Annotated in this window: 8 protein-coding genes; 7 read left to right on the top strand and 1 reads right to left on the bottom strand. The window is 39.0% G+C overall.

Going from position 1 to position 13762, the window contains the following annotated elements; all coding sequences use genetic code 11:
• Window positions 1-3 precede the first annotated feature (3 nt).
• The 5 genes from H9N25_RS08330 (at window position 4) to H9N25_RS08350 (ending at window position 8788) form a co-directional block, all read left to right on the top strand.
• A complete protein-coding gene (locus H9N25_RS08330) occupies window positions 4-933 on the top strand; it encodes a sugar phosphate isomerase/epimerase family protein (RefSeq protein ID WP_190328566.1) in 930 nt (309 codons plus the stop codon).
• A gap of 200 nt (window positions 934-1133) precedes the next feature.
• The gene (locus H9N25_RS08335; protein WP_223833671.1) at window positions 1134-3602 is read left to right on the top strand and encodes a right-handed parallel beta-helix repeat-containing protein; all 2469 of its coding nucleotides are present in this window, start codon (window positions 1134-1136) and stop codon (window positions 3600-3602) included.
• Window positions 3603-3668: 66 nt separating this feature from the next.
• Window positions 3669-4754 (top strand): Gfo/Idh/MocA family protein, encoded by a 1086-nt coding sequence (locus H9N25_RS08340; RefSeq protein ID WP_190328568.1) that lies wholly within the window; start codon window positions 3669-3671, stop codon window positions 4752-4754.
• A 160-nt stretch (window positions 4755-4914) separates the two neighbouring features.
• Window positions 4915-6504 (top strand): sodium:solute symporter family transporter, encoded by a 1590-nt coding sequence (locus H9N25_RS08345; RefSeq protein WP_190328569.1) that lies wholly within the window; start codon window positions 4915-4917, stop codon window positions 6502-6504.
• 118 nt (window positions 6505-6622) lie between these two features.
• Window positions 6623-8788, top strand: a complete 2166-nt coding sequence (locus H9N25_RS08350) for an alpha-L-rhamnosidase-related protein (protein WP_190328570.1) — start codon at window positions 6623-6625, stop codon at window positions 8786-8788.
• 54 nt (window positions 8789-8842) lie between these two features.
• On the opposite strand, the gene H9N25_RS08355 is transcribed toward H9N25_RS08350, so the two are convergent.
• On the bottom strand, window positions 8843-9616 hold the full coding sequence (locus H9N25_RS08355; protein ID WP_190328571.1) for an IclR family transcriptional regulator: 774 nt from the start codon (window positions 9614-9616) through the stop codon (window positions 8843-8845).
• A 276-nt stretch (window positions 9617-9892) separates the two neighbouring features.
• On the opposite strand from H9N25_RS08355, the gene H9N25_RS08360 reads away from it, so the two are divergent.
• Window positions 9893-12652, top strand: a complete 2760-nt coding sequence (locus H9N25_RS08360) for a family 78 glycoside hydrolase catalytic domain (RefSeq protein ID WP_190328572.1) — start codon at window positions 9893-9895, stop codon at window positions 12650-12652.
• Entirely contained in the window at window positions 12649-13761 is a 1113-nt protein-coding gene (locus H9N25_RS08365) for a glycoside hydrolase family protein (protein ID WP_190328573.1), read from the top strand. The genes H9N25_RS08360 and H9N25_RS08365 overlap by 4 nt, the downstream gene beginning before the upstream one ends.
• The last annotated feature ends 1 nt before the right edge of the window (window position 13762 follow it).

Genomic DNA, 13762 nt, shown 5'->3' on the forward strand with positions numbered 1-13762 from the left:
GATATGGAGCATCAAAACAGAAGGTCTTTTATTGGTCATGTGGCATTGCTAACAGGCGCTTTAATGATGCCCGATCAATTGCTTTTGGCAATAGAGAAAAACAGCAATTATAAAGTTGCTGTGATTGATTTAATGATTTTAAAGCGTCAGAAAATCAGTGCTTTGTCGCTTGCTAAAGAAATCGGTGCAGACGGATTAGAAATCGACATGGGTGGTCTGGGCGATCGGGAAACCTTTGACAATAAACTGGCAGACCCAAAAATCAGGCAGGAGTATATGGATAAGGCAAAAGAATTAAATCTTGAAATCTGCTCCTTAGCGATGACTGGATTTTATGCGCAATCATTTGCCAAGCGACCAACTTATCAGAAAATGGTCCAGGATTGTTTGGATACGGCCAAAGCAATGCATATTAAAGTTGTATTTCTGCCATTGGGTATTCAAGGCGATTTGGTTAAAAACCCCGAACTCCGCGAACCTATTGTAAAAAGGTTAAAAGTTGCCGGAAAAATGGCCGCCAAAGCGGGGATTACAATTGGAATTGAAAGTGCTTTAGATGCAAGAGGTGAATTACAGTTATTAAAAGATATTGATTGCAAGCATGTTAAAAGTTATTTCAATTTCTCTAATGCCATTAAGAATGGAAGAGATTTATACCAAGAGCTGAGAATTTTAGGCAAAAAGAACATCGTTCAGATCCATGCCACAAATGAAGATGGTGTTTGGTTACAGAACGATCCCAAAATTGATTTGAATAAAGTTAAAGGAACCTTAGATGATATGGGCTGGAGTGGTTGGCTGGTTGTAGAAAGAAGCCGGGATGCCAAACAGCCCATCAATGTAAAATATAATTTCAGTGCCAATACCAGCTATCTGAAATCGGTTTTTCAAAGTAAGGATTCGTCATTGCGAGGAACGAAGCAATCTCAATAGCGATTATAAAAATGAGTTTAACTACAATACTACAAACAATACAGCTGCCTTGGTTCGTGTCTCCACGAACCAAACAATTTAAATCATTTTTAATTCTCTCTCCTTGGTCTGTGTCATCACAGACCAATCCAGCGGAATGTTTTCCATCAAATTACTTGAATTTAAAAAGGTGTTCGATAATCTTACTAATACTAAGTTTGTTGCACCTAAAAACAAGCGCAGCAGATATTTACGTATCCTTAAATGGCAATGATGCTAATTTAGGAACCAAGGAAAAGCCTTTGGCCACACTTCATTCTGCCATCAGAAAAGCCCGCGAGTTGAGACGCTTAAACGATAGTTCGGTTAACAACGGAATCAAGATTATTATCGGCAAAGGTTTTTATCAATTGCACGAACCCGTAGTTCTTCGACCTGAAGATTCTGGCACAAAAGATAGTCCGACAGAAATTATTTCAGCACCTAACGAAAAAGTTATTTTGAGTGGAGGTATTCAAATAAAAAACTGGAAAAAGTTAAATCGCACCATTGCTGGTCTGCCAAAAGAATCTGTCGGAAAAGTTTGGGTTGCTGATATTCCAAATTTCGATGGCAGCGATCTACAGTTCAGACAGCTATGGGTAAATGGCAATAAGGCCGTTCGTGCAAAAAACTATTATGGAGAAGAAATGGGAAGGATTTTATCATGGGATAGCGAAAAGCAAACCTGTAAAATTCCACTTCAAAAAAACATCAGTTTAGCCAATACCAAAGGAATGGAAATGCTCATCCATCAATGGTGGGCCATTGCAAATCTTCGTGTAAAGTCTGTTAAAATTATAGGTAATGCTGCAAAACTTTCTTTTATGCAGCCCGAAAGCAGAATCCAATCTGAGCATCCATGGCCAGCACCATGGATTTCGGACAAAACAGGGAATTCTGCTTTTTACCTTACAAATGCCATTCAATTCTTGAACGAACCTGGAGAATGGTTTGAAGATTTACAGCACCACAAGCTTTATTATTGGCCTAAAGCATCAGAAAATATGCTAAATGCTGAAGTGATTGCTCCGGCTTTAGAAAACCTGGTTAAAATCGAAGGAACGATTGATCAACCTGTTTCCTATGTGAGTTTCAAGGGTATTTCATTTGAGCATTCAACATGGTTAAGGCCTTCAAAACAAGGTCATGTTCCTCATCAGGCCGGCATGTACATGCTTGATGCCTATAAACTTGAAAAAGTAGGGACACCAGACAAACCTACACTGGAAAATCAGGCCTGGGTTGGTCGTCCGGCTGCTGCAATTGAAGTAAGTTATGCCTATCACACTACTTTCGAATCTTGCCAGTTCGAGCACCTGGCGTCAACAGGTTTGGATTATAAAAAAGGAACTGCTGAGAACGAAATCAAAGGAAATTTATTCAAAGATATTGGTGGTTCAGCTATTCTTATCGGAACTTTTTCTGATGAAGCGACCGAAGTGCATTTGCCTTACAATCCCACAGATCAAAGAGAAATTTCAACGAACAATAAAATCGAGAATAACCTAATTACCAATGTAACCAACGAAGATTGGGGGGCAGTGGGCATAGGTGCAGGGTATGTTCGGGGGATTAAAATTTTGCATAACGAAATTAGTGATGTGTCTTATTCTGGAATCAGTATGGGCTGGGGATGGACAAAAACGAAGAACGCGATGGAAAACAATACCATCAGCGGCAATAAGATTCATCACTACGGAAAACACATGTACGATGTAGCCGGAATTTATACACTATCTGCTCAGCCCAGATCATTCATTACCGAAAATGTAGTAGATAGCATTTACAAAGCGCCATATTCGCACCTGCCTGACCATTGGTTTTATCTTTATACCGACGAAGGTTCTTCGTATTTTACCATCAAAAATAACTGGACACCAACTGAAAAGTATCTTCAAAATGCCAACGGGCCAGACAATTTATGGGAAAGCAACGGGCCAAAAGTTGCCGATCATATCAAGCAAAGTGCAGGCTTAGAAAAGCCTTTTCAGTATTTATTAAAAGAGAAAGCCAATTACTCAAAAAGAGGCACCAATCAGGCCGTAGATCAATCTGTTGTATTCGAATTGGTCTTCAAATCTGATAATCTGCCAAGTAACAGCACCTTAAAAACTTTTGCTAAAGAAAATAACCTCCTGCCAGGTTCAATTTATAAATGGGGAAATCGATTGGTAATTTATACTTCAAGTTTAAAGGTGGAGAGTTTGCAGCAAACTTTAAAACGCTTAAGTGCGGCAGAAATTGAATTGTATGATAATCTTTTTTACGAATTCAACAGAGAAAAGAATTGTGGCGATAAACCCGTAGCAGAATGGGATAATATCATTTTATCAGCCAATTTGGTGAAGGATGAAAAACTCCAGAAAGAATACCTGGCTTACCATAAAACGCAGTTCGAAAAATGGCCAGAAATTTCAAAAGGATTCTGTAAAGCCGAGTTTCAGCGGTTGGCCATCTTTAAAAATGATAGACAATTAATGTTGATTATTAGTATTCCTAAAGGAAAAAGTTTAAATGAATTGAATCCTAAAACCACTGAGAACAATCCAAAAGTAAACGAATGGAATGCAATAATGAAAAAATACCAGGAAGGAATTGAAGGAACAAAACCAGAAGAGGTTTGGGTTTTCTTTAAACCGATAGAATAGAAAACTTATTGTCCCCCTTTGGAGGGGGCAGGGGAGGAAAACAATAACGCTTAGAAAAATAATATCATGTTAAGATTAGGGATTTTAGGTTTAGGAGAGGGCAGAAGCACAATTTCTGCATCATTATCAAGTAGAAAATTTAAGCTCATCCAGATTTGCGATGCCAATAAAAAGCTTTGCGAAGAACGTGCTTTGGAATTCGATTTTAGAAACTGGACAACCAATTACGAGGATATGTTAACTAGTGATAAAATCGATATGATTGCGATTTACACACCAGATCACCTGCATTTTGAGCACATTAAACTGGCGCTTGAACATGGGAAGCATGTGGTGTGTACCAAACCATTTATCGATGATTTAGCTCAGGCCAATGAGCTGTTGGAGTTAGCAAAGAAATCAAGAAAAAAGATTTTCGTAGGGCAAAGCTCTCGTTTTTTTGAACCCGCCATGCGCCAGAAGAAAGATTTTGATAAGGGTCTAATCGGCGAATTGATCACTATCGAAAGTCATTACCATGCCGATCATCGCTGGTTTTTGGAAAAAGGTTGGTCGCTAAAACAATCATTTAAATGGCTGTATGGCGGTTTAAGTCACCCTGTTGATTTTATCAGATGGTACATGCCCGATATCGAAGAAGTTATGGGTTATGGCATGTTGAGTAGCAACGGTTTAAAAGCCGGGCTGAAAAATCAGGATACTATGCACTTTATTTTTAAAGCAAAAGATGGCAGAATTGCGCGGGTTAGCGGTGCTTACACTGGTCCAACACAGCCTGCAAGTCGCGATAGTGGCATGAGCTGTATCCTGCGAGGAACGGAAGGCGCAAGCCAGGCCGATTACCATGAATTGCGTTATTCGGTAACCACTAAAACAGGGGAGGAAAAGATAATTACCTGGGGTGATTCGATCTTAAAACACTATTTCCGTTTCGAGGGACAAAGCCATCACGCCGGAGAATACCAGAATTATTTAGAATATTTTGCTGATAGCATCAACAATAACTTTACCGCATACCCTGATTTAAAAGAAGGCATCGGAACCGTTGCATTATTACAGGCTATGGATCAATCTTTAGAAACGGGTTTACCTGTAAAAGTTGATGAAATTTTGAAAGCAAATCATATTACAAGGGAATCGATAGGCTTGTAATTGTTTGCCACGGAGACACAGAGAACACGGAACATAATGCGCCATGGTTCGTGTCTCCACGAACCACTAGTGACAAAATCATAGAAATCCGTATTTATCTGTGTACATCTGTGGTTAAAAAACTATTAATATAACAAGCAAACTAACCAAAATACACCTAATGGGAAACATTGTAGAACGATTAACCAGTTTAGATTACTTTATCGTAATTGCTTACCTCATTATCCTGATCATCATTGGTTATCGAGCCAGTTTTTCTAAAAAGAAGAACGATGATGAAACCCTATTCCTGGCCAATAAATCATTAAACTGGAGCAGCATAGGCTTCAACATGTGGGGTACCAATGTTGGTCCGTCGATGTTATTGGCTTTTGCCAGTATTGGCTATAGTACTGGTATCGTAGCAGTTAATTTCGATTGGTATGCTTTTATCTTTTTATTCTTACTGGCCATTGTTTTTGCCCCAAAATATCTTGCCGCCAAAGTGAGTACCATGCCCGAGTTTATGGGCAACCGTTATGGCGATTCTACACAAAATATCCTCGCCTGGTATGCGCTGGTTAAGATTTTAATCTCGTGGTTATCACTCGGTTTGTTTGCTGGAGGTTTTTTGGTCCGTCAGATTTTGGGTATACCCATGTGGCAATCGGTTACCGTATTGGTCGCTTTTGCAGGACTGTTTACCTTTTTCGGCGGTTTAAAAGCCATTGCTAAAGTCAATGTTTTCCAAATGATATTACTCATTGCCGTTTCACTTTCTTTAATGCTTTTAGGCTTGAACAAAGTTGGTGGCATTTCTGCGTTGTATGCAAAAACGCCACATCATTTCTGGAATTTAATTCAGCCGGTAAGCGATCCAAAATATCCATGGTATGCCATTTTATTGGGCTATCCGGTTGCAGCTGTAGCCTTTTTCTGTACCGATCAATCGATGGTTCAATCGGTTCTGGGTGCTAAAAACTTAAAACAAGGGCAATTGGGCGTGAGTTTTATTGGCTGGTTAAAAATCCTTTCCCTACCGTTATTTATTGGAACAGGAATACTTTGTTATGTGCTTTTTCCTGGCTTAAAAGATCCGAACGAAGCGTATATGACCATGGTAACCAATTTATTCCCGCCTGGTATGAATGGCTTGGTAATCGTTGTACTGATTGCGGTTTTAGTGGGTACCATAGGATCTTCTTTAAACTCATTAAGTACCGTTTTTACGATGGATATTTATGTGAAGAAAATCAACCCACAGGCGAGTAATAAACAAATTATCCGCATTGGCCGATGGGCAGTTGTTGCAGGATGTATTTTCGCGGTTATAGTGGTTTTGGCCATCGATAATATCAAAGGATTGAATTTATTCGATGTTTTTCAATCGGTTTTGGGCTTTATTGCGCCGCCGCTATCAGTCGTGTTTTTACTCACCGTTTTCTGGAAAAGAACCACAAGAAAAGCGGTGAATTTTACACTTTCAATCGGCTCAATTTTAAGCTTGGGCGTTGGGGTTACTTATCTCTGGATTTTGCCATCGGATAAATACACTTTCTGGCCCCATTACCTGATGCTTTCGTTTTTCATTTTCGCAGGATTAATGATCATCGCGATTTTGATTTCTTTACTGGATAGATCGCCAAGTATTTACACGGTTAATGAAGAACACCAGGCCAATATCGAAAAGCCAGCCAAATCGGTCTGGATTTCGTGGATAGCGCTTGCAATCATAATGGTTACACTTTACATTTTCTTTAATGGGCATTAAAAAATAGAAGAATCGTCATTTCGACCTTAGTGGAGAAATCTATAGGAATTATACTCCATAGATTTCTCCATTCCACTACGCTTCAGTCGAAATGACGATAAATATAAAACTAAGCAATATGAAAAACTTAAAAAAACTTATCCTCCTCACCATTTTCACCTGCTCGGCAGCACAACTTTTCGCGCAGAAAGCTTCATGGATCTGGTATCCGGGCGATTTCGATATTTACATGAGCAATGTGATGCAGAACCGCAGAACTGAAAGAGGATCTTTTTTTCCTGTCTTCTGGAAAATGGACAGTCATTATGTGTTGGTCGATTTTCACAAAGAATTTAATCTTGCTCAATCTGAAGAGGTTAAGTTGTTTGTAGAAGGCACTTACAACGTTAAAATCGATGGTCAGGCCATTGCCGGCTTTCCAAAAAGCATTCAAATTCCTACAGGAAAGCACAAATTGAGTTTAAAAGTTTATAACCAGGCACATGTTCCGGCAATTTTTGTTCAGGGTAAAACGATAGTTTCTGATGAAACCTGGCTTACTACTTTCGAAGATAAAGAATGGATTGATGCGAGTGGAAAAACCTCCGATAAATCGGGAACCACTTTTGTTTCAGCAGGCTCATGGAATTTAACTGATCCAACTCAATTGCCATCACAGTTTAAATTGCCTGTTAAAGGTATTGCCGCGGTAAGTAGAAAAAAGAATGAGGGGGGAGAAGTATTAGATTTTGGAAAAGAAACTTTTGGCTTCATTAAGGTTCATGGTTTAAAAGGTAAAGGCAGATTGAGTTTATTTTATGGTGAATCTGCTGAAGAAGCTTATTCTGAAGATAAATGTGAGACTTTAGATTATGTGGATATTGATTTGGCTGTGAAAAAGGATTCCATTATGCCACTTTCGAAAGCATTTAGATATGTGAACCGTCAAACAACTGGAAATGTAACAGTCGATTCTATTTCCATGCTATATGAGTATTCACCAGTAACAGAACGCGGAAGTTTTAAATCTTCGGATGAGGAGCTCAACAAAATCTACGATGTGGCCAAATATACCTTCCATTTAAATACCCGCGAGTTCTTTATCGATGGGATAAAACGCGATCGCTGGGTGTGGAGTGGCGATGCTTATCAAAGTTATTTGATGAACTATTACTCGTTTTTTGATGCACCAACTGTAAAACGGACTTTATTGGCTCAGCGTGGAAAAGATCCCGTAACGGCGCACATCAATACCATTATGGATTACTCTTTTTATTGGTTTTTAGGGATTTATGATTACTATAAATTTACCGGCGACAAGAAGTTTGTACAAGATATTTACCCGCGGATGCAGTCGCTAATGACTTACATCGATGGAAGAAAGAATAAAAATGGCCTGTTAGAATGGATGCCTGGTGACTGGATTTTTATCGATTGGGCAGATAAACTGAGTAAAGATGGTGAAGTAAGTTTCGAACAGTTATTATACGCCAGGAGTTTAGAAACCATGGCTTTATGTGCCAAGTTAGCCAATGATACAGAAGGTATTACGAAATATGAGAAACAAGCAAAAGAACTGAAAAGCAAAATTTTCGAACTTTACTGGAACCAAAACAAAAGTGCTTTGGTGCACAGTCGTATTGATGATAAACAAACCGATAATGTAACCCGTTATGCCAATATGTTTGGGATCTTCTTTGATTATTTTACGCCTGAACAAAAACTGGCCGTTAAAAAGAATGTGTTACTTAACGATCAGATTGCAAAAATTACCACCCCATACATGCGTTTTTACGAGCTAGAGGCATTGTGTGCAATGGGCGAACAACCTTATGTATTAAAGGAAATGAAAAATTATTGGGGTGGCATGTTAAAATTGGGCGCAACTTCTTTTTGGGAGGAATACAACCCAGATAAAAAGGGAACCGAACACTTGGCTATGTACGGTCGCCCGTTTGGAAAAAGCCTTTGTCATGCTTGGGGAGCCAGCCCGATTTATTTATTGGGAAAATATTATCTAGGAGTACAACCTACAACACCAGGCTACGAAACCTATATGATTGAACCTAATCTGGGTGGCTTAGCCTGGATGGAGGGCAAAGTCCCAACAGCGAATGGCGATATTTCAGTGTTTTGCAGCAAGAAAGAAATCAAAATTTCTTCTCCAACAGGTGTAGGTCAACTAAAGATAAAAAGCAAAACCAAACCAGTTGTGAAAGGTGCTAAAGTAAAAGAGGTTTCGAAAGGAATTTATGAAGTGATGATTGAAAAGGGAAAAGATTATCATATGAAGTATTCGGGATAATCTACGAATGTAAACCTATCAGGTTTTTAAAACCTGATAGGTTTGAAAAGAGGCTTAAACCCCAATCCGTTGTTCTATCTTTTTAACACATTTATAGGCCTCGGCAAGGATCACATCATTTTCAATCGCTTGATCTACATTGATCGCATTTAACATCGAAATGGTTAAACAGGCGATAATTCCATTATTGCCATTAATACCAATTGGTACCGAAAGATCGGTTACACCAGAAACAGAATCACTATTTTTGAAATAAGAGCCAGTTCTCTGAATATCTTCCAACGAAGTCAAAAAATCTTCTTGCTGGGTTTTAGCATATTTTTTAAAAATGGAATTGTTTTTTAATGTTGTGCTACGCTCAGCCTCGGGCATATAAGCCAGTAAAACCTTGCCCGATGCAGTCAAAGGCAATGGAAACAGATTTCCTTCTTCGATAGAAAGCGCAATTGGCCCAGGGCTTTTGGCATGGATAATTACCATAACCTGGTTCATATACAAAATACTCAAATGGCACGATTGACGAATGCTGTTTGCCAGTTCTTCTAAAGGAAACTGCGCAGCTTTACGCAGTTCATCAATTGGCGAGTGCCTGTGCGAGAGGTAAAAAAGCTTTAACGACAGCCTATACTTGCCCGAAACCTCATCGCGCAAAATATAACCGCGACTTTCCAAACTCATTAACATCCTGTAAATTTCGTTTGGCGTTTTCTCAATACCAAAAGCGATTTCAGTTTGTGACAATGGGATAGATTGTGCTGATAAATACTCCAATATATCAAGTCCTTTATCCAAAGCAGGGGCTTGGTACTTTGATTCTTTTTCGTTCATACGGGTTTAAATTTGGCTGTATCGTATTTTTTACAATTTCAAACATACAAAATGCTTTCTTATTTATCCAAGAGAAGATTTTGCATAATTTAAATACGAATATATGTTTTCATATTTAAAAAAAACATTTATATTTGAATTAGAGATAGTATTTTAAAGTTAAGAAATTTATAAAGCTTAATTCAAAAGAATTTAGAATTTATTTCTGAACGGATTTTATCCCTAATAACCATTTATAAACCTAACCAAAACATCCGAAACGGTGTGCAATAGTGAATGAGCAAACTCGTAATATTTTCTTGGCTTTATCTGTTAAGCATTCCGCTTTTTGCGCAAGATATTAAGGTTGCTCAATTGGATTGTGCGTATCGGAATAATCCTCTAGGCATTGATGTTCTTTCGCCAGCTTTGAGCTGGAAACTGCAATCAGCTAAACACAATATCATGCAAACAAGCTATCAAATCGTAGTTTCTAGCAGTTTAAGCAATTTAAATAAAAATATTGGGGATGTTTGGGACACCAAAAAAGTAAAGTCTGGCCAATCGTTACAGATTAAATATAAAGGTAAAAAGTTATTATCAAGCAAAACCTATTATTGGAAAGTCCGTGTTTGGGATAATTTCGGGCATGAATCTGGCTGGAGCGCTTCTGCCTTTTGGCAAATGGGATTGCTCAACACAGCCGATTGGAAAGGTGCAAAATGGATTGCCTACGAAAAACTGGCGGATTCTAACGTAAATAGTCTGCCAACGGATGGTAAAAAAGATAAATACATTGGCAATAACATCTTGCCAATGTTCCGAAAAGGTTTTACGGTAACGAAGACAATTAAAAAAGCCACAGCTTTTATTTCTGGTTTAGGCCATTTTGAAATGAGTTTAAACGGAGCGAAAGTTGGCGATGACTTTTTAGCACCTGGCTGGACGAAGTATGATAAAGAGGCCTTGTACCTGACTTATGATTTAACTAAACAGCTTAAGAGAGGCGAAAATGCAATAGGAGTGATGCTGGGCAATGGCTTTTATTATATTCCTCCAGTTAAAGAAAGGTATAGAAAATTAAAAGTAGCTTATGGTTATCCGAAAATGATCTGCAGGCTGTTAATCGAATATACGGATGGAACTTCAGCGAATATCATCAGTAACCAAAGTTGGAAAACCGCGCCATCACCCATAACTTTTTCAAGCATTTATGGCGGTGAAGATTACAATGCCAACCTTGAGCAAAAAGGCTGGAATTTAGCAGGTTTTAACGATAGCAGATGGAAATCGTCGTTATTAGCTGATGGTCCGAAACTAAATGCCCAAAAAGAACAACCTGTAAAGATTTTCGAAAATTTTTCACCTCAAAATATTAATCCGGTTGCCCATGGCGAATGGGTTTATGATATGGGACAGAACGCTTCTGCAATTATCGAATTGAAAGTCCGAGGAAAAAAAGGCGATACTGTCAGTATTACCCCAGCCGAATTATTAAAAGCTGATGGTTCGGTAACACAAAAAAATATCGGTGGACCATCTTATTTTACCTACATTTTAAAAGGCGATGGTTTGGAAACCTGGCGTCCTAAATTCTTTTATACAGGCTTTCGCTACCTGCAGGTTAAGGGAGCTGTTCCAAGCGGCAAAGAAAATCCATCTAACCAAACAGTAATAGAAGCTTTAAAAGCTTTACATATCCGAAATGCTGCTGAGCAGGTGGGTAAGTTTTCATCCTCGAACAAGCTGTTCAATAAAACTTTCAGCCTGATCGATTGGGCGATTAAAAGCAACATGATGAGTGTTTTTACTGATTGTCCACACCGCGAAAAATTGGGATGGTTAGAGGAATTGCATTTAATGGGCAGTTCTGTAAGATATAATTACAATGCTGCACCTTTGTTTAAAAAAGCCCTGCAAGACATGAAGAACTCGCAATTGGCTAGTGGTTTAATTCCAGAAATTGCGCCTGAGTATGTAAAATTTGAGTGGGGTGGCGATATGTTCCGCGATTCGCCTGAATGGGGCAGCAGTGGCATTTTAATGCCATGGTACCTTTACCAATGGTATGGCGATAAACAGGCTATGGTTGATTATTACCCGTTGATGCAGCGTTACATTAATTATTTGGGCACCAAAGCAAATAACCACATTTTATCCCAAGGTTTAGGCGATTGGTATGATCTGGGACCAAAACCTCCCGGCGTTTCTCAGTTAACGCCAATGGGCGTTACGGGTACAGCCATTTATTATTATGATTTAAAAATTTTAGAAAAAACGGCTACGCTGCTGGGCAAAAAAGCCGATGCAATGGCCTATGCAAAACTTGCCCTTGAAGTAAAAAATGCATTCAACAATCAATTCTTTGATGCAAAAAGCAGACAGTATGCGACGGGATCGCAAACTGCAAATGCAATGGCGGTTTATATGGAACTGGTTGAAGAAAAGCATAAAAATGCAGTAATCGAGAATTTGGTTAAAGATATCAGAGATCGTAAAAACAGCTTAACAGCAGGCGATATAGGTTATCGTTATGTGTTGCGCGTTTTAGAAGATGCCGGGAAATCGGATGTGATTTTTGATATGAACAGCCGTTCGGATGTTCCCGGTTACGGGATGCAGATCGCCAAAGGAGCAACGGCTTTAACCGAATCGTGGGCAGCTTTACCAACCGTATCCAACAACCATTTTATGCTGGGGCACTTAATGGAATGGCTGTATAGTGCTGTTGGTGGTATCCGTCAGGCAGAAAACTCAATAGCTTTTAAGCAAATTAAAATCGAACCTGAAGTTGTAGGCAATTTAACCTCAGCTGATGTGCGTTACAATTCTCCTTATGGCAAAATCTCTTGCAAATGGGAAAAAACAGACCGAACTTTTACACTGGAGGTGAATATCCCGGTAAATACAACAGCAACAATTTACTTTCCTGTTTTGCCGAAATATGAAATCTCCGAAGAATACAATTCGACCTTTACGGATGCAGGAATAGAAGCTGGGAAAGCTAAGGTTGCTGTGGGATCAGGATATTATAAGTTTAATTTAAAGTACAAATGAAAAAGATAATCCTCGCATTTTTCCTTTTTGTAAGTGCATTAAAATTGAATGCTCAAACCACGAATCCTGTTTCAGCCAAAACCATGGAAAAAATTTATCAGGAAATAAAAACGCCTTACAAATATGGCTTGGTAATGGTTCCTGAAGACAATCAGCATAAAATGGATTGTCCGACAGTTTTCCGCAAGGGGAAGTTTTGGTACATGACCTACCTTATTTTTAGTGGTCGTGGTTACGAGACCTGGCTGGCAAAAAGTAAAGATTTATTGCATTGGGAAAATCAGGGTAAACTGATGTCGTTTGGAGATGCAGGTCATTGGGATGATAACCAAAAAGCGGGTTATAATGCTTTATTGGATACCAAATGGGGCGGAAATTATGCCCTGAACACCTTTGACGGCAAATATTGGATGTCGTATTTCGGAGGTAAAGAAAAAGGTTACGAAGTAGAACCATTATCTATCGGAATGGCTTATACCACAAAAGATCCATCAATGGTCCAAGAATGGAATAGGCTGGACAAACCCGTTTTGACTTCGGGTGATGCAGATGTACGTTGGTGGGAAAACCGGAACAAATTTTTTAAAAGTACGGTGATTGAAGATAAACAAAAATTAACGGGACATCGGTTTGTAATGTATTACAATGCTGTGGGCGATTCTTTGGTTAACAATAAAAAAACACGCTGGTACGAACGGATCGGTATGGCCGTTTCTGATGATATGGTTCATTGGCGGCGGTTCAATAAAAACCCTGTTGTTCATCACCCCGCTGGCATTACAGGAGATGCTGTAATTCAAAACATTAATGGAACCTGGGTAATGTTTTACTTCGGTGCTTTCTGGCAAGACAGAAAAGGTTCATTTAACCGGTTTGCAGCCTCAAATGACCTGGTAAACTGGACCGATTGGACCGGTGATAACCTGATTGAGTCGTCAGAAAAATACGATGAATTATACGCGCATAAATCTTTTGTACTGAAATATAAAGGCACGGTGTATCATTTTTATTGTGCGGTTAACAAACAAGATCAGCGTGGCATTGCCGTGGCTACATCGAAAGATTTGGGTAAGAGTAAGTTGAATTTTGTAAGCGAAACAAAGAAATAAC

It is taken from the genome of Pedobacter riviphilus, from assembly GCF_014692875.1.
Classification (GTDB): domain Bacteria; phylum Bacteroidota; class Bacteroidia; order Sphingobacteriales; family Sphingobacteriaceae; genus Pedobacter; species Pedobacter riviphilus.